A 16180-nucleotide genomic window follows, 5' to 3' on the forward strand; every position below is an offset into this window, starting at 1 on the left:
CCGCAATCATCCGGTCTTTAGCGGCTGGTCCTGGCCAGGTACTGTTTGCGCCAGAACACCGACACCACGACGATCACCAGCAGCAGCATCAAACTGAAGGTCCACCAGAACCCGGCCGAGCTGTGGATGGCCGGCAAAAACTCGAAGTTCATGCCGAAAAATCCGGTGACCAGGTTCAGCGGCAAAAACACCGCCGTCAGCGCCGTCAGGGTGCGCATGATGTCGTTGGTGCGGTGGCTCTGCGCCGAAAAATGCATCTGCACGGCGGTCTCGGCGCTTTGCTCCATGCGCCGCACATGGTGGACGACGCGCTCGATATGCTCCAGCACATCGCGCGAGCGCACCTTGAGCAGTTCGCGCTCGCGCTGCGCGCCCGGCGTGCCAGCGTCGGGCCAGGTTTCTATCGAGTCGAGCCAGTCCTGCAGCGCGGCGCGCTGGTCTTCGCAGATCTCGTCGAGCAGGTGCAGCGCCAGCCGGGCGTCGAGCACCGCACTCCAGTTGTTGAAGCGCGCATTGGGATTGAGCAGCTCGTACTGCCAGTGGTCCATCTGGCGCGTGAGTTCGCGGCGCAGCGCCAGGTAGCCATCGACCATCTGGTTGACGATGCGCAGCATCAGGTCGGCCGGGCTGGCCGGCAGCTTGACGCCGTTGGCGCGCGCTTCGGGCGAGGTGGCGTTGAGCAGCTTGAGCGCGTAGGCTTCGCGCACGCTGCAGCCGGCCGGATGCACCGTCAGCAGCACCCGGTCAAACACCGCAAAGCCGACCGGGCTGGTGTCGATGCGCTTGAGCACCGGCGGCCCGCTGCGCCTGGCGGGCTGGTGCAGCGGCTCGCCGGGCTGGGACAGGTCGGTTTCGGTCTGGCCCGCCGCCAGCCGGCGAAACACCAGCATGTCGTACTGCGAGGTGTAGTCGTAATGCGAGGGCAGCTGGTTGTTCAGCAGGTCGGAGACATGCAGGTCCACCAGCTGGGTGCCGCACAGGCGCTGCAGCGCCGCCTGGATGGGCGCCAGCATCACCTCGAACTCGCGCCGGGCGCAGGCAATCCAGATGAAGCCGTGCGGCGGCAATTCGGCCGGCAGGGCATCGGTTTCGATGACGCCCTGGCTGCCGGAGTTGATGGTGAAGACGCGCATGAAAGCTTAAATCTCTGGTTTCAAGTGTCAAATCGGCTTGTTGCGCATGCCCCGCCTGCATAAATAGCTATGTTTTTAATAGCGATCTATCTGAGCGAACAGGTGCCTGTTTCAACCCTGGCGCAATTTCCTGGCGGCGTCGATGGCAAAGTAGGTCAGCACGCCATCGGCGCCGGCGCGCTTGAAGGCCAGCAGGCTTTCCAGCATCACCGCGTCGTGGTCGAGCCAGCCGTTTTGCGCGGCGGCCTTGAGCATGGCGTATTCGCCGCTGACCTGGTAGGCAAACGTCGGCACCTGGAATTCGTCCTTGACGCGGCGCACCACGTCCAGGTAGGGCATGCCGGGCTTGACCATCACCATGTCCGCGCCTTCGGCAATGTCCATGGCGACTTCGCGCAGCGCTTCGTCGCTGTTGCCGGGGTCCATCTGATAGACCTTTTTGTCCGCCTTGCCCAGGTTGCCGCTGGAGCCGACCGCATCGCGGAACGGGCCGTAAAACGCGCTCGCGTACTTGGCGCTGTAGGCCATGATGCGCGTGTGGATCAGGTCCTGGCTTTCCAGCGCAGCGCGAATCGCGCCGATGCGCCCGTCCATCATGTCGCTGGGCGCGACGATATCGACGCCGGCTTCGGCCTGCGTCAGCGCCTGCCCGACTAGCAGTTCCAGTGTCTCGTCGTTCAGGATGTAGCCGTTGGCGTCGGGCAGTCCGTCCTGTCCGTGGCTGGTGAACGGGTCCAGCGCCACGTCGGTCATCACGCCGAGTTCGGGGAAACGCCTTTTGAGTTCGCGCACCACATGCGGCACCAGGCCTTCCGGGTTCAGCGCTTCCCGGCCGTCCTCGGTTTTCAGCGAGGCGTCGATCACCGGGAACAGCGCCATCACCGGAATGCCCAGCTTCACGCATTCCTCGGCCACCGGCAGCAGCAGGTCCAGGCTCAGGCGCTCGACGCCCGGCATCGAGGCGACCGGTTCACGCCGGTGCTGGCCGGCCAGCACGAACACCGGGTAGATCAGGTCGTGCGCCGTCAGGGCGTTTTCACGCACCAGGTTGCGCGTGAAGCTGTCACGGCGCAGGCGACGGGGGCGGCCCATCGGGAAGGGAGCAAAGTTGGAGGCATGCAGGGTCATGGGGCAAATTGTGCCAAAGCTTTGCGTCTGGCCTGGATTATTTGGAAAGCGCCCATGTGACTGGCATATTTCGCTATTCTTTACATGAAATTACCTGCTATTTCTGACAGGGGTGCTGGAAGTTTGATGTGGGGGGTTTAAAATTAAATTGTGTGGTCTCCAGTGTATGGACGGCTGCATCCCGCTTTTCCTCCCTGAGCGGGGCCTTTGCGTGTGACAGCAAAAAGGCATTTATCCCGGCTGGCCAGCAGGTCGCCGGGATTTTTTTTGGCCGCATAAATATCCGGGTTTGCACTCTTCACAACGGCCCGCTTGCGGTGATCAAGGCCAGGTCAGGAAATGGCCGGGGCTAAACTAGGCGGATGCTCTGGGTCAAATCCTTTCACATCGTCTTCATTGCCAGCTGGTTTGCCGGGCTTTTCTACCTGCCGCGCATTTTCGTCAACCTGGCCATGGTGCCGCCGCACAGCATCGCCGAGCGCGAGCGGCTGATCCTGATGGCCGGCAAGCTGATGCGTTTCACCACCCTCCTGGCCATTCCGGCCGTGGCTCTGGGTCTGTGGCTGTACCTGGGCTACGGCATCGGGCGCGGGCCGGGCAACGGCTGGATGCATGCCAAGCTGGCCGTGGTGGCGCTGGTGATCGGCTATCACCATGCCTGCGGCCGGATGCTGGCCAAGTTCGTCGCCAAGCGCAACACCCACAGCCATGTCTGGCTGCGCTGGTTCAACGAAGTGCCGGTGCTGCTGCTGGTGGCCGCTGTCATTCTGGTGGTGGTCAAGCCGTTCTGACGGCTCGCAGCCCATCTACACGACGTGGCAAACACTCCCCCACCAGCAGACGCAGGCAGGCCGGCTTTGCCGGATGCCATGAGTCGCCCCCTGCAAGGGGGGGCGGAACTACACGCAGCGAAGCGCAGTGAGGACGTCGGGGGTGTGCCATATTCCTCCGTCGGGGATGGGCAAAAGACCACCGCCTGGCCGCTGGCCCTGGTGCTGGTGTGCCTGATCATTTATGCCAGCCTTTATCCGTTTTCGGAGTGGCGCAACCAGGGCATTTCGCCGCTGCGTTTCCTGACCTCGCCCTTGCCCAAATACTGGACCGGTTTTGATGTCGGCACCAATTTGCTGGGTTATGCGCCGCTGGGCTTTTTGCTGGCCCTGTCGGCGCTGCGCAGCCGGCGCGTCGCCTGGGCGGTCAGCGTGTCGGTTCTTGGCGCTGCACTGCTGTCGCTGGCGATGGAATCGCTGCAGAGTTATTTGCCGTCGCGCATTCCTTCGAATGTCGATCTGGCGCTGAACACGCTGGGCGCCTGGCTGGGCGCCTGCTGCGCCCTGGCGCTGGAGCGATCCGGGCTGGTGGGCCGCTGGGGCCGCGTGAGGGCGCGCTGGTTTTCGCCCGATGCGCGCAGCGTGCTGGTGCTGCTGCTGCTGTGGCCGCTGGCCTTGCTGTTTCCGGCTGCGGTGCCGATGGGCCTGGGCCAGGTGTTCGAGCGGCTGGAGACGGCGCTGGCCGATGCGCTGGCCGACACGCCTTTCCTGGAGTGGATGCCGATGCGCGAGGTCGAACTCCAGCCCCTGGTGCCCATCGCCGAGCTGGTCTGCGTGGCGCTGGGCGTGCTGATTCCCTGCCTGCTCGGCTATTGCGTGGTCCGCACGCTGTGGCAGCGCGCGGTGTTTGCCGCCGCGACGATTGCGCTCGGCCTGGGCGCGTCGGCCCTGTCGGCGGCGCTCAGCTACGGGCCGGAACACGCCTGGGCCTGGCTCGATGCGCCGGTGCGGGTCGGCATCGGACTGGCCGTGGTACTGGCCGTGCTGCTGCTGGCCTTGCCGCGCCGCGTTGCCGCCGCGCTGGCGCTGCTGGCGCTGGCCATTCACCTGAGCCTGCTCAACCAGGCGCCCGCCGACCCTTACTTTGCCCAGACACTGCAAATCTGGGAGCAGGGCCGGTTCATCCATTTCTATGGCCTGGTGCAGTGGCTGGGCTGGCTCTGGCCGTATGCGGCATTGACCTGCCTGGTGGCAAGGCTTTCCAGCCACGAACCGCAAGCAGCCGCTGAAAAGTAAAATCGCCCGATGACTCTTGCTGCCACCCAAACCACTTCGTCCGATGCCGCCAAGCCGGACTCCTATTACGAACGCCACATCTTCTTTTGCCTGAACCAGCGCACTGGCGAGCCGTGCTGCGCCGACCAGGGCGCGCAGCAGGCGTTCGACCGCTGCAAGTCGCTGGTCAAGGCCGCCGGGCTGGCCGGGCCGGGCAAGGTGCGGGTCAACAAGGCCGGCTGCCTGGACCGCTGCGCCGGCGGCCCGGTGGCGGTGGTCTATCCGGAGGCGGTCTGGTACAGCTATGTGGACGCCAGCGACATCGACGAGATTGTCGAGTCGCACCTGTTGAACGGCCAGGTGGTCGAGCGCCTGCTGACGCCGCCGCATCTGGGGCGCTGAAACGTGCCCGCCGCGTGGCCCGCATCAAAAACAAGCATCATTTATGCCTTTTGCGCAATAGCAGCGGGCGCAGTAAGCTATTATTTATATAGCAAATCATCGGCTCGAAAGCATTTCTCATGAACTCTAAAACCCAAAAGTCCAGCATCGCAGGCCCGGCCGGCGCGCTGGACATTGCGCTGGACCTGCCGGCTGGCGAATCACGCGGCATCGCCGTGATTGCCCATCCGCATCCGCTGTTCGGCGGCACGCTGGACAACAAGGTGGTGCAGACGCTGGCGCGGGCTTTCGTGCAGACCGGCTGGACGGCGGTGCGCTTTAACTTTCGCGGCGTCGGCGGCAGCGCCGGCAGCCATGACGAAGGACGCGGCGAACTGGAGGATTTTCTGGCGGTGGTGCAGCATGTGGCGCCCGCCGGCGAAGGCCAGGCCGCGCTGGCGCTGGCCGGGTTCTCGTTCGGTGCTTTTGTCACCACCCATGCCTTTGAACGCCTGCATGCCGGCCGCCCGATAGAAAAGCTGGTGCTGGTCGGCACCAGCGTTAGCCGCGCCCCCGCTGCGCCGGTGGATGCCGCCGCGCACAACAAAACCCTGGTGGTGCATGGCGAGCAGGACGACACCGTGCTGCTGTCAGCCGTGATGGACTGGGCGCGTCCGCAGGCACTGCCTGTCACGGTGGTGCCGGGGGTTGGTCATTTCTTTCATGGACAATTGCCGCTGCTGAAAAATCTGGTGATTCGCCACCTGGCTTCGCCTGCGGTTTGAATCTTTTTGATCCTGCGCGGTCTGTCGTTACTTCTGCCATCCTTTTCCTGAATTTCATCAACCGGTTTTTTTCCATGCAATGCTTCCTCAAGGCCCCCGCCGGCCTGCGCGGCCTCGCCGCCACTTTCGTCCTGCTTGTCTCGGTGGCGCTTCCCGCCGCGCATGCCCAGGCACCGCAGGTGCCTGAAATCGCCGCACGCTCCTATCTGCTGCTCGACGTCACGGCCAACCAGATCCTGGCCGCCAAGGACATCGATTCTCCGGTCGAGCCGGCGTCGCTGACCAAGCTGATGACCGAATACCTGGTGTTCGATGCGCTCAAGTCCAAGAAGATCACGCTCCAGCAGACCTTCGGCGTCAGCCAGCGCGCCTGGAAAATGCCGGGTTCGCGCATGTTCATCGACCCGAAAATGCAGGTTCCGGTCGAAGACTTGATCAAGGGCATGATCGTGCAGTCGGGCAACGACGCCACCATGGCGCTGGCCGAGGGCGTGGGCGGAACGGCCGAGCATTTCGTGGAGCTGATGAACCAGCAGGCCAAGGCGCTGGGCATGAAATCGACCAGCTACAAAAACCCCGAAGGCCTGACCGAAGCCGGCCACATCACCACGGCGCGCGACCTGAGCATTTTGTCCACCCGCCTGATGAGCGACTTCCCTGATTACATCGGCTACTCGGCCATCAAGAAGTACCGCTACCCCGGCACGCCAGCCACCAACGACACCAACCGCAACACGCTGCTGTTTCGCGACCCGACGGTCGATGGCCTGAAAACCGGCCACACCAACGCTGCCGGCTATTGCATGATTGCCACGGCCAAGCGCGAATTTCCCAATCTGGGCGCAGCCGGCAAGCCCGGCGGCAGGCGCCTGCTGGCCATCGTGCTGGGAACCACCAGCGACAGCGCCCGCGCGACCGAGTCGCAAAAACTGCTGAACTGGGGTTACACCGCCTTCGAAGCGGTCAAGCTGTTCGATGCCGGCCAGGCGGTGGTGACGCCTGCGGTCTGGAAAGGCAAGGACGCGGTCGTCAAGCTGGGTCGTCCCGAAGCGATCGTGGTGGCTGTGACGGCCGGCAGCGCCTCCAGGCTCAAAACCCAGGTGGCCCGGCCCGAGCCGCTGGTCGCGCCCTTCAAGAAGGGCCAGCCGGTGGGCAGCCTGAAGATCATGCTGGGCGACAACCCCGCGCCCATGGCCGAAGTGCCGCTGGTGGCGCTGGAAACCGTCGAAGAAGCCGGCATCATGGGCCGCGCCTGGGATTCGATCCGGCTGTGGATCAAGTAATAAAGAGGCTGCTGGTGCGCCTGTTATCAGGCCCAACTTGAGCCTTTTTGCCATCCAGCTTATACTAGAAGGCTTTTCCGCTTTTGGTGCGGGAAAGTTTTCCGTATTTTTATATCGTTTTCCAGACGTTTAGGGACGTTTTCAATGCCAACCATCAATCAATTAGTTCGTCAGGGGCGCGAGGTCGAAAAGATCAAGTCAAAAAGCCCTGCGATGGAAAATTCTCCACAGCGCCGCGGTGTTTGCACCCGTGTTTACACCACGACGCCTAAAAAGCCAAACTCCGCTCTGCGTAAAGTCGCCAAGGTGCGCCTGACCAACGGGTTCGAGATCATTTCCTACATCGGCGGCGAAGGCCACAATCTGCAGGAACACAGCGTGGTGCTGGTTCGCGGCGGCCGGGTCAAGGATTTGCCGGGTGTGCGTTACCACATCGTTCGTGGCTCGCTCGATTTGCAAGGCGTGAAAGACCGCAAGCAGTCGCGTTCCAAGTACGGCGCGAAGCGTCCAAAGGCCAAATAAGCCAATCGGTTCGAACCTTGCGGTTCGCGCCAGAAAATGTCGTGAGTTGTCATGACTATTTTCAAAAAACAGGTGCTTGACTCATCCTGGCCGATGTTTTGAGCGAAGTGACCCAAGTGCAAGTTGTTTGCGCCGGTCGAGTAAGTGAGGGTTTGCTAACTCTCGCGGTGTTGCCCAAAGCAGCGCCAACTGAAGCAAAGAGGTGAAAAAATGCCACGTCGTCGCGAAGTCCCTAAACGTGAAATTCTTCCTGATCCAAAATTTGGCGATGTCGATCTTGCCAAATTCATGAACGTGATCATGCAAGGCGGCAAGAAAGCCGTCGCAGAGCGCATCATTTACGGCGCTCTGGAGCAAATCGAGAAAAAGAACCCCGGCAAAGACCCGCTGGAGGCTTTTCACATGGCCATCGGCAACATCAAGCCCATGGTTGAAGTGAAGTCCCGCCGCGTCGGTGGTGCAAACTACCAGGTGCCGGTTGAAGTGCGTCCTGTCCGCCGCATGGCGCTGGCCATGCGCTGGTTGAAGGAAGCTGCCAAGAAGCGTGGCGAAAAATCGATGTCATTGCGTCTGGCCAATGAATTGATGGAAGCCACCGAAGGCCGTGGCGGCGCCATGAAAAAGCGTGACGAAGTTCACCGCATGGCCGAAGCCAACAAGGCGTTCAGCCACTTCCGCTTCTAAGTCAAATCGATTGCAGTGTTGACTGCGCGTATTTGACGGGTTGCCGCCGGTCATTCAAGGTTACCAAAAGACCTTGACTCCTGGCGGTTCAACCCCAACTCCTGCCGGCTCGGTGCCAAAAGCGCCCAGCCGGCAGACGCGTAGAAAAACAAGAGAAATATCTTGGCAACGAGTCTTTGTTCGCAACATCGAACTGAAAGTTATTTATGTCCCGCGCTACCCCCATTAAAAACTACCGCAATATTGGTATTTCCGCGCACATTGATGCCGGCAAGACCACCACCACCGAGCGGATTCTTTTCTACACCGGCGTGAGCCACAAGATCGGTGAAGTTCACGATGGCGCCGCCACGATGGACTGGATGGAGCAGGAGCAGGAGCGTGGCATCACGATTACCTCTGCCGCCACCACCTGCTTCTGGAAGGGCATGGACTCGACCTTGGGCGAACACCGCATCAACATCATCGACACCCCGGGCCACGTTGACTTCACGATTGAAGTCGAGCGCTCGATGCGCGTGCTTGACGGTGCCTGCATGGTTTACTGCGCCGTGGGTGGCGTGCAGCCCCAGTCCGAAACTGTCTGGCGTCAGGCCAACAAGTACAAAGTGCCGCGTCTGGCCTTTGTCAACAAGATGGACCGCACCGGCGCGAACTTCTTCAAGGTCGTCGAGGGCATGAAGCTGCGCCTGAAGGCCAACCCTGTGCCCATGGTGATCCCTATCGGCGCTGAAGAAAACTTCACCGGCGTGGTCGATCTGCTGATGATGAAGGCCATCATCTGGGATGAAGCCTCGCAGGGCATGAAGTTTGAGTACCGTGACATTCCGGCCGATCTGGTGGACACGGCCAATGAATGGCGCGAAAAGATGGTCGAGGCTGCAGCCGAAGCCAACGAAGAGCTGATGAACAAATACCTCGAAGAAGGCGATTTGTCCGAAGCAGAAATTAAGTTCGGCATTCGTGCCCGCACGATTGCCAGCGAAATCCAGCCGATGTACTGCGGCTCGGCCTTCAAGAATAAGGGCGTGCAGCGCATGCTGGACGCCGTGATTGAATTCATGCCTTCGCCGATCGACATTCCACCTGTCAAGGGCACGGATGATGATGAAGAGCCTGTCACCCGCATGGCCGATGACTCTGAAAAGTTTGCCGCTCTGGCGTTCAAGCTGATGACCGACCCGTTCGTGGGCCAGTTGACCTTTGTGCGCGTCTATTCCGGCGTGCTGAAAAAGGGCGACACTGTTTACAACCCCATCAAGGGCAAGAAAGAGCGTATCGGCCGTATCGTGCAGATGCACGCCAACGAACGTCAGGAAGTCAGTGAAATCGTCGCGGGTGACATCGCAGCCTGCGTGGGCTTGAAAGACGTGACCACCGGCGAGACGCTGTGTGATCCCGATGCCATCATCATGCTGGAGCGCATGGTGTTCCCTGAGCCCGTGATTGCCCAGGCCGTCGAGCCGAAAACCAAGGCTGACCAGGAAAAAATGGGTATCGCCCTGCAGCGCCTGGCCGCGGAAGATCCATCGTTCCGCGTCAAGACCGACGAAGAATCGGGCCAGACCATCATCGCCGGCATGGGCGAGCTGCATCTGGAAATCATCGTTGACCGCATGAAGCGCGAATTCGGCGTTGAAGCCAACGTCGGAAAGCCGCAAGTGGCCTACCGCGAAACCATCCGCAAGACGATTGAAGATGCCGAAGGCAAGTTCGTGCGTCAGTCCGGCGGCAAGGGCCAGTACGGCCATGTGGTGCTCAAGATCGAGCCGAACGAGCCTGGCAAGGGTATCGAGTTCATCGACGCGATCAAGGGCGGTGTGGTTCCTCGCGAATACATTCCTGCGGTGGAAAAGGGTATCAACGAAGCCGTGACGTCGGGCGTGCTCGCCGGTTACCCGGTGGTTGACGTCAAGGTCACGCTGCACTTCGGCTCTTACCACGACGTGGACTCGAACGAACTCGCGTTCAAGATGGCCGCGATTTTTGGCTTCAAGGAAGGCTGCCGCAAGGCTGGCCCGGTCATTCTTGAGCCGATGATGGCCGTCGAAGTCGAAACGCCTGAGGACTATGCCGGCAACGTGATGGGCGATCTGGCCTCACGCCGCGGCATGGTGCAGGGCATGGAAGACATGGTCGGTGGTGGCAAGGCCATCAAGGCTGAAGTGCCCTTGTCCGAAATGTTCGGCTACTCGACCACGCTGCGTTCTGCAACTCAGGGTCGTGCGACCTACTCGATGGAGTTCAAGCACTACACCGAAGCGCCGCGCAATGTGTCCGAAGCCATCATGGCTGCCCGCGCGAAGTAAACCCAGGCCGATGCCGGTGCCAAAAGCGCCGGCATCAAATTTTTCCTGTCTGCGATTGTGTGCCCCCCACTGCCCGTGGTGATGGAACCAGCAACACAGTGCAGACATTAAACCGTACACGGGCGAGTTCTTTATCTGGAGATAAAAATGGCAAAAGAGAAATTTTCGCGGACCAAGCCGCACGTAAACGTCGGCACGATTGGCCACGTTGACCATGGCAAGACCACGCTGACGGCAGCGATTGCGACCGTGCTGGCCGCCAAGTTCGGCGGCGAAGCCAAGGCGTACGACCAGATCGACGCGGCGCCCGAAGAAAAAGCGCGCGGCATCACCATCAACACCGCCCACGTCGAATACGAAACGGCTGCCCGCCACTACGCCCACGTTGACTGCCCGGGCCACGCCGACTATGTGAAGAACATGATCACGGGCGCTGCGCAGATGGACGGCGCCATTTTGGTCTGCTCGGCCGCTGACGGCCCGATGCCCCAGACCCGCGAGCACATCCTGCTGGCCCGCCAGGTGGGCGTGCCTTACATCATCGTGTTCCTGAACAAGTGCGACATGGTCGATGACGCCGAACTGCTCGAACTCGTCGAGATGGAAGTGCGCGAGCTGCTCGACAAGTACGATTTCCCTGGCGACGACACCCCCATCATCCACGGCTCGGCCAAGCTCGCGCTCGAAGGCGACAAGGGTCCGCTGGGCGAAGAAGCCATCATGAAGCTGGCCGACGCACTGGACAACTACATTCCCCTGCCAGAGCGCGCTGTTGACGGCGCCTTCCTGATGCCCGTGGAAGACGTGTTCTCCATCTCCGGCCGCGGCACCGTCGTGACCGGCCGTATCGAGCGCGGCATCATCAAGGTCGGCGAAGAAATCGAGATCGTCGGTATCGCTGACACGCAAAAGACCATCTGCACCGGCGTGGAAATGTTCCGCAAGCTGCTCGACCAGGGCCAGGCTGGCGACAACGTCGGTATCCTGCTGCGCGGCACCAAGCGCGAAGACGTGCAGCGCGGCCAGGTGCTGTGCAAGCCCGGCTCGATCAAGCCGCACACGCACTTCACCGGCGAGATCTATGTCCTGTCGAAAGACGAAGGCGGCCGTCACACGCCTTTCTTCAACAACTACCGTCCCCAGTTCTACTTCCGCACGACGGACGTGACCGGCGCGATCGAGTTGCCAGAAGGCAAGGAAATGGTCATGCCCGGCGACAACGTGTCGATCACCGTCAAGCTGATCAACCCGATTGCCATGGAAGAAGGCCTGCGCTTCGCCATCCGCGAAGGCGGCCGTACCGTGGGCGCTGGCGTTGTGGCCAAGATCCTCGCGTAATTCCCCAGAACAACCCAAGGAATTACCATGGCCACCAAGCAAAAAATCCGTATCCGTCTCAAAGCGTTTGACTACAAACTGATTGACCAGTCAGCCGCCGAGATCGTTGACACCGCCAAGCGCACCGGCGCGATTGTCAAGGGACCCGTGCCCCTGCCAACCCGCATGAAGCGCTTTGACATCCTGCGTTCGCCCCACGTCAACAAGACGAGCCGCGACCAGCTGGAAATCCGCACGCACCAGCGCCTGATGGACATCGTTGACCCCACGGACAAGACCGTTGACGCGTTGATGAAGCTCGATCTGCCTGCTGGCGTGGACGTCGAAATCAAGCTGCAGTAAACGAAAACTGAAGTAGGCGTGAACGTGTTGGGTGAAAATCCAACATCATGGCTTCTTCAATTTCTTCTGGTCTAGCGCGGATTTGCCATTTTTGGCAGTCTGCGCTATACTTTTGGGCTGGCCTAAATTCGCCATGAGAAATCGTTATGAATTTAGGGGCAGTTTTATTAACAGTCTTTCACATCAAAACGCTTGCCACCAATTGAAGTGGCAACGGTGGAAGTTACGAAAGAAAATCATGAGTCTGAGCAACTCCCTCGGGTTGCTGGGCCGCAAGGTGGGCATGATGCGTCTGTTCACTGATGATGGGGACACAGTTCCTGTCACAGTGGTGGATGTGTCAAACAACCGCGTGACCCAGGTTAAAACCGAAGCAAATGACGGCTACGATGCCCTCCAAGTGGCATTTGGCTCGCGCAAAGCATCGCGCGTGACCAAGCCTGAAGCCGGCCACCTTGCGAAAGCAGGCGTTGAAGCTGGTGAAATCCTGAAAGAATTCCGCGTGACGGCTGACGTTGCAGGTAAATATGCCGCTGGTACCGTTGTGCCCGCTGCTGATATCTTTGCTGTCGGCCAGTTGGTGGATGTGCAGGGTACTTCCATTGGTAAAGGCTTTGCCGGCACCATCAAGCGTCACAAGATGAGCTCGCAGCGCGCGTCGCACGGTAACAGCCGTTCGCACAACGTTCCCGGCTCCATCGGCATGGCGCAGGATCCTGGTCGCGTGTTTCCTGGTAAACGCATGACGGGCCATCTGGGTGATGTCACCAAGACCACGCAAAACCTCGACATCGTGCGCATTGACGAAGCCCGTCAACTGCTGATGATCCGTGGCGCCGTGCCTGGTTCCAAAGGCGGTTTTGTGACGGTTCGCGCCGCCATCAAGGCCAAACCAACCGCTGCCAAAGGAGCGAACTGATGCAGGTCGAACTCCTGAATGACCAGGGTCTGTCATCGTCCAAAGTGGACGTGTCCGACACCGTTTTTGGTCGCGAATACAACGAAAGCCTGATTCATCAGGTGATCGTGGCCTTCCAGGCCAACGCCCGCCAGGGCACCCGTGCCCAGAAGGACCGTGAGCAGGTTCGTCACTCGACCAAGAAGCCTTTTAAACAAAAGGGCACTGGCCGCGCACGTGCAGGTATGACGTCTTCCCCGCTGTGGCGCGGAGGCGGTCGTATTTTCCCGAACATGCCTGATGAAAACTTCACGCACAAGATCAACAAGAAAATGTATCGTGCCGGCATGGCTTCGATCTTTTCGCAGCTGGCGCGCGAAGGCCGCCTGGCTGTGGTTGATTCCCTGACCGTGGATTCACCCAAGACGAAAGTTCTGGCTGACAAATTCAAGGCCATGAACCTCAACTCGGTGCTGGTGATTGCTGATCAGGTTGATGAAAACCTGTACCTGGCATCGCGCAATCTGGTCAACATCCTGGTTGTTGAGCCCCGCTATGCCGACCCGCTGTCACTGGTGCACTACAAAAAGGTGCTCGTGACCAAGGCTGCCATGGACCAACTCAAGGAGATGTTCGCATGAGCGCCGTGAACGCCCAAACCAAATATGACGAAGGCCGCCTGATGCAGGTTTTGGTCGCTCCCATCGTGTCTGAAAAGGCCACGATGATTGCGGAAAAATCCAATTCGGTCACCTTCAAGGTCCTGCAGGACGCTACCAAGTATGAAATCAAGGCCGCTGTGGAATTGATGTTCAAGGTAAACGTCAAGGCTGTGGCCGTACTGAACATCAAAGGCAAGACCAAGCGCTTTGGCAAGTCTGTAGGCCGCCGGGACAACCTGCGCAAAGCCTACGTGACGCTGCAGGCCGGTCAAGAGCTGAACCTCGGTGGGGAGTCCGCATAATGGCCGTCATTAAGATGAAACCCACCTCGCCGGGTATGCGCGGCATGGTGAAGATTTCCCGGGATCACCTGCACAAGGGTGAACCTTACGCGCCGCTGCTCGAACCCCAGTTCCAGCACTCCGGCCGTAACAACAACGGGCACATCACCGTGCGCCACAAAGGCGGCGGTCACAAGCACCACTACCGCGTGGTTGACTTCAAGCGCAACAAGGATGCCATTCCGGCTAAGGTCGAGCGTATCGAGTACGACCCCAACCGCACGGCGCACATTGCCCTGATTTGCTACGCCGACGGCGAGCGTGCTTACATCATTGCCCCTCGCGGCCTTGAAGTTGGTGCCACGATCCTCAGCGGTTCGGAAGCACCGATTCGCGTCGGTAACACGCTGCCGATCCGCAACATCCCTGTGGGCTCCACCATCCACTGCATCGAGATGCAAATCGGCAAGGGCGCGCAAATTGCGCGTTCCGCCGGTACATCGGCGACGCTGCTGGCCCGTGAAGGCACCTACGCCCAGGTGCGCATGCGCTCGGGTGAAGTTCGCAAGATCCACATCGAATGCCGCGCCACCATCGGTGAAGTCGCCAACGAAGAGCACAGCCTGCGCCGCCTCGGCAAAGCCGGTGTGAAGCGCTGGATGGGTATTCGCCCGACCGTTCGCGGTGTGGTCATGAACCCGGTCGATCACCCACACGGTGGCGGCGAAGGCAAGACCGGCGAAGGTCGCCATCCTGTCGATCCATGGGGTAACCTGACCAAGGGCTACCGCACCCGCAACAACAAGCGCACGCAAGTGATGATTGTTTCGCGTCGCAAGAAGTAAGGGCTAAGCCATGACACGTTCACTCAAAAAAGGTCCATTTGTCGACCATCATTTGGTAGCCAAGGCTGATAAAGCCGTTACCAATAAAGACAAAAAGCCGATCAAGACCTGGTCGCGCCGCTCCATGATCCTGCCCGAGTTCATCGGCCTGACCATCGCCGTGCATAACGGTAAGCAGCACGTCCCTGTCTACATCACCGATCAAATGGTTGGCCACAAGCTGGGCGAGTTCGCACTCACCCGGACTTTCAAAGGTCATCCGGCTGACAAAAAAGTTGTGAGAAAGTAAGGAAAGACCATGGAAACACGTGCAACCCTCCGGGGCGTTCGTCTGTCGGTCGACAAGGGCCGTCTGGTCGCTGACCTGATCCGCGGCAAGAAAGTGGATCAAGCGCTCAACATCCTGAATTTCACGCAGAAAAAAGCTGCTGGAATCATCAAGAAGGTTGTGGAGTCCGCCATCGCCAACGCTGAACACAACGACGGTGCCGATATCGACGAGTTGAGGGTGAAAACCATCTATGTCGAGCAAGGCGCCACGCTCAAGCGTTTCTCCGCGCGCGCCAAAGGCCGCGGCAACAGCATCAGCAAGCCTACGTGCCATGTGTACGTGGTCGTTGGCAACTAAGGGCAGCAGGATATGGGACAAAAAATCAACCCAACCGGTTTCCGGCTGTCAATCAGCCGCAACTGGTCCAGCCGCTGGTACGCCAACAACCGTGACTTCGCCGGCATGCTGGCCGAAGACATCAAGGTGCGCGAGTACCTGAAGAAGAAGCTCAAGAATGCCGCGGTTTCGCGCGTTCTGATCGAGCGTCCCGCCAAGAATGCCCGCATCACGATTTTCTCGGCTCGTCCGGGCGTCGTGATCGGCAAAAAAGGCGAGGACATCGAAGCCCTCAAGAAGGAACTGAGCCGCCAGTTGGGCGTGCCGGTTGCCGTGAACATCGAAGAAGTTCGCAAGCCTGAAATTGATGCCAAGCTGATCGCCGACAGCATCACCCAGCAGCTTGAAAAACGCATCATGTTCCGCCGTGCCATGAAGCGCGCCATGCAAAACGCCATGCGTCTGGGTGCCCTGGGCATCAAGATCATGTCGTCTGGCCGCTTGAACGGCATTGAAATCGCTCGTTGCGAGTGGTATCGCGAAGGTCGCGTGCCCCTTCACACGCTGCGCGCCGACATCGACTACGGCACCTCGGAAGCCCAAACCACCTACGGCATCATCGGTGTCAAGGTCTGGGTCTATAAGGGTGACACGCTGGGCCGCAATGACGGCACGGGCGCCAAGATGATCGAAGTGGCCGACGAAGAGCGCAAGCCGCGCGGCCCGCGCCGTGACGCACGTCCAGGTGACCGTCCGGACCGTGGCGCGCCTCGCGGCGCCCCGCGCGCCCCGCGCGGCAACTATGCTCCGGCTGACGGCAGCGACAAGCCAGCTGAAGCCGCTGGCGCCGACAACAACACCGTTAAGCGCGTCCGCAAAGCCGCGCCAGCTGCAGCAGCTGACGGTGCCAAGACCGAGTAATCGGTCTAATAACGGA

Annotated in this window: 19 protein-coding genes; 17 read left to right on the forward strand and 2 right to left on the reverse strand. The window is 60.3% G+C overall.

Features of this window, described 5'->3' with window-relative positions:
• Positions 1-17 precede the first annotated feature (17 nt).
• Together PNAP_RS00935 and hemB are read right to left on the reverse strand one after the other, a co-directional pair.
• A complete protein-coding gene (locus PNAP_RS00935) occupies positions 18-1133 on the reverse strand; it encodes a magnesium transporter CorA family protein (RefSeq protein ID WP_011799626.1) in 1116 nt (371 codons plus the stop codon).
• A 111-nt stretch (positions 1134-1244) separates the two neighbouring features.
• A complete protein-coding gene (gene hemB / locus PNAP_RS00940) occupies positions 1245-2261 on the reverse strand; it encodes a porphobilinogen synthase (protein WP_011799627.1) in 1017 nt (338 codons plus the stop codon).
• A 362-nt stretch (positions 2262-2623) separates the two neighbouring features.
• Between hemB and PNAP_RS00945 the strand changes: the two genes are divergently transcribed.
• From PNAP_RS00945 to rpsC, 17 genes are all read left to right on the forward strand, one after another.
• On the forward strand, positions 2624-3052 hold the full coding sequence (locus PNAP_RS00945; protein ID WP_011799628.1) for a CopD family protein: 429 nt from the start codon (positions 2624-2626) through the stop codon (positions 3050-3052).
• 78 nt (positions 3053-3130) lie between these two features.
• Positions 3131-4327 carry a VanZ family protein gene (locus tag PNAP_RS00950; protein WP_011799629.1) on the forward strand — a complete coding sequence of 399 codons (1197 nt, stop codon included), beginning with the start codon at positions 3131-3133 and terminating at the stop codon, positions 4325-4327.
• Positions 4328-4336: 9 nt separating this feature from the next.
• Positions 4337-4708 (forward strand): (2Fe-2S) ferredoxin domain-containing protein, encoded by a 372-nt coding sequence (locus PNAP_RS00955; protein WP_011799630.1) that lies wholly within the window; start codon positions 4337-4339, stop codon positions 4706-4708.
• 119 nt (positions 4709-4827) lie between these two features.
• The gene (locus PNAP_RS00960) at positions 4828-5472 is read left to right on the forward strand and encodes an alpha/beta hydrolase (protein ID WP_011799631.1); all 645 of its coding nucleotides are present in this window, start codon (positions 4828-4830) and stop codon (positions 5470-5472) included.
• A gap of 74 nt (positions 5473-5546) precedes the next feature.
• Entirely contained in the window at positions 5547-6755 is a 1209-nt protein-coding gene (locus PNAP_RS00965) for a D-alanyl-D-alanine carboxypeptidase family protein (protein WP_011799632.1), read from the forward strand.
• A gap of 144 nt (positions 6756-6899) precedes the next feature.
• Positions 6900-7277 carry a 30S ribosomal protein S12 gene (rpsL, locus tag PNAP_RS00970; protein WP_011799633.1) on the forward strand — a complete coding sequence of 126 codons (378 nt, stop codon included), beginning with the start codon at positions 6900-6902 and terminating at the stop codon, positions 7275-7277.
• Between the two features lie 210 nt (positions 7278-7487).
• The gene (gene rpsG, locus PNAP_RS00975; RefSeq protein WP_011799634.1) at positions 7488-7961 is read left to right on the forward strand and encodes a 30S ribosomal protein S7; all 474 of its coding nucleotides are present in this window, start codon (positions 7488-7490) and stop codon (positions 7959-7961) included.
• 206 nt (positions 7962-8167) lie between these two features.
• Positions 8168-10270: an elongation factor G gene (gene fusA, locus PNAP_RS00980; protein WP_011799635.1), complete on the forward strand. Its 2103-nt coding sequence runs from the start codon at positions 8168-8170 to the stop codon at positions 10268-10270.
• A 147-nt stretch (positions 10271-10417) separates the two neighbouring features.
• Entirely contained in the window at positions 10418-11608 is a 1191-nt protein-coding gene (gene tuf, locus PNAP_RS00985; RefSeq protein WP_011799636.1) for an elongation factor Tu, read from the forward strand.
• 27 nt (positions 11609-11635) lie between these two features.
• Positions 11636-11950 (forward strand): 30S ribosomal protein S10, encoded by a 315-nt coding sequence (rpsJ, locus tag PNAP_RS00990; protein WP_007838118.1) that lies wholly within the window; start codon positions 11636-11638, stop codon positions 11948-11950.
• A gap of 238 nt (positions 11951-12188) precedes the next feature.
• Positions 12189-12869 (forward strand): 50S ribosomal protein L3, encoded by a 681-nt coding sequence (gene rplC / locus PNAP_RS00995; RefSeq protein ID WP_011799637.1) that lies wholly within the window; start codon positions 12189-12191, stop codon positions 12867-12869.
• On the forward strand, positions 12869-13489 hold the full coding sequence (gene rplD / locus PNAP_RS01000; protein WP_011799638.1) for a 50S ribosomal protein L4: 621 nt from the start codon (positions 12869-12871) through the stop codon (positions 13487-13489). The genes rplC and rplD overlap by 1 nt, the downstream gene beginning before the upstream one ends.
• Positions 13486-13812, forward strand: a complete 327-nt coding sequence (gene rplW / locus PNAP_RS01005; RefSeq protein WP_011799639.1) for a 50S ribosomal protein L23 — start codon at positions 13486-13488, stop codon at positions 13810-13812. Before rplD ends, rplW begins: the two co-directional genes overlap by 4 nt.
• A complete protein-coding gene (gene rplB, locus PNAP_RS01010) occupies positions 13812-14636 on the forward strand; it encodes a 50S ribosomal protein L2 (protein ID WP_011799640.1) in 825 nt (274 codons plus the stop codon). The genes rplW and rplB overlap by 1 nt, the downstream gene beginning before the upstream one ends.
• A gap of 10 nt (positions 14637-14646) precedes the next feature.
• Complete coding sequence (rpsS, locus tag PNAP_RS01015; RefSeq protein ID WP_007866503.1) at positions 14647-14925, forward strand: 30S ribosomal protein S19; 279 nt, start codon at positions 14647-14649, stop codon at positions 14923-14925.
• Positions 14926-14934: 9 nt separating this feature from the next.
• On the forward strand, positions 14935-15264 hold the full coding sequence (gene rplV, locus PNAP_RS01020) for a 50S ribosomal protein L22 (protein WP_011799641.1): 330 nt from the start codon (positions 14935-14937) through the stop codon (positions 15262-15264).
• Positions 15265-15276: 12 nt separating this feature from the next.
• Positions 15277-16164: a 30S ribosomal protein S3 gene (gene rpsC / locus PNAP_RS01025; RefSeq protein WP_011799642.1), complete on the forward strand. Its 888-nt coding sequence runs from the start codon at positions 15277-15279 to the stop codon at positions 16162-16164.
• Positions 16165-16180 lie beyond the last annotated feature (16 nt).

Source organism: Polaromonas naphthalenivorans CJ2 (genome assembly GCF_000015505.1).
GTDB classification, from domain to species: Bacteria; Pseudomonadota; Gammaproteobacteria; order Burkholderiales; family Burkholderiaceae_C; genus Polaromonas; species Polaromonas naphthalenivorans.

Coding starts and splice junctions, on each gene's coding strand:
- rplC (WP_011799637.1), top strand. CDS start 12,189: ATGAGTCTGAGCAACTCCCTCGGGTTGCTGGGCCGCAAGGTGGGCATG.
- rplW (WP_011799639.1), top strand. CDS start 13,486: ATGAGCGCCGTGAACGCCCAAACCAAATATGACGAAGGCCGCCTGATG.
- PNAP_RS00950 (WP_011799629.1), top strand. CDS start 3,131: ATGAGTCGCCCCCTGCAAGGGGGGGCGGAACTACACGCAGCGAAGCGC.
- rplV (WP_011799641.1), top strand. CDS start 14,935: ATGGAAACACGTGCAACCCTCCGGGGCGTTCGTCTGTCGGTCGACAAG.
- rplD (WP_011799638.1), top strand. CDS start 12,869: ATGCAGGTCGAACTCCTGAATGACCAGGGTCTGTCATCGTCCAAAGTG.
- PNAP_RS00955 (WP_011799630.1), top strand. CDS start 4,337: ATGACTCTTGCTGCCACCCAAACCACTTCGTCCGATGCCGCCAAGCCG.
- rpsC (WP_011799642.1), top strand. CDS start 15,277: ATGGGACAAAAAATCAACCCAACCGGTTTCCGGCTGTCAATCAGCCGC.
- rpsJ (WP_007838118.1), top strand. CDS start 11,636: ATGGCCACCAAGCAAAAAATCCGTATCCGTCTCAAAGCGTTTGACTAC.
- rpsL (WP_011799633.1), top strand. CDS start 6,900: ATGCCAACCATCAATCAATTAGTTCGTCAGGGGCGCGAGGTCGAAAAG.
- rplB (WP_011799640.1), top strand. CDS start 13,812: ATGGCCGTCATTAAGATGAAACCCACCTCGCCGGGTATGCGCGGCATG.
- PNAP_RS00960 (WP_011799631.1), top strand. CDS start 4,828: ATGAACTCTAAAACCCAAAAGTCCAGCATCGCAGGCCCGGCCGGCGCG.
- PNAP_RS00945 (WP_011799628.1), top strand. CDS start 2,624: ATGCTCTGGGTCAAATCCTTTCACATCGTCTTCATTGCCAGCTGGTTT.
- rpsG (WP_011799634.1), top strand. CDS start 7,488: ATGCCACGTCGTCGCGAAGTCCCTAAACGTGAAATTCTTCCTGATCCA.
- hemB (WP_011799627.1), bottom strand. CDS start 2,261: ATGACCCTGCATGCCTCCAACTTTGCTCCCTTCCCGATGGGCCGCCCC.
- PNAP_RS00935 (WP_011799626.1), bottom strand. CDS start 1,133: ATGCGCGTCTTCACCATCAACTCCGGCAGCCAGGGCGTCATCGAAACC.
- fusA (WP_011799635.1), top strand. CDS start 8,168: ATGTCCCGCGCTACCCCCATTAAAAACTACCGCAATATTGGTATTTCC.
- PNAP_RS00965 (WP_011799632.1), top strand. CDS start 5,547: ATGCAATGCTTCCTCAAGGCCCCCGCCGGCCTGCGCGGCCTCGCCGCC.
- rpsS (WP_007866503.1), top strand. CDS start 14,647: ATGACACGTTCACTCAAAAAAGGTCCATTTGTCGACCATCATTTGGTA.
- tuf (WP_011799636.1), top strand. CDS start 10,418: ATGGCAAAAGAGAAATTTTCGCGGACCAAGCCGCACGTAAACGTCGGC.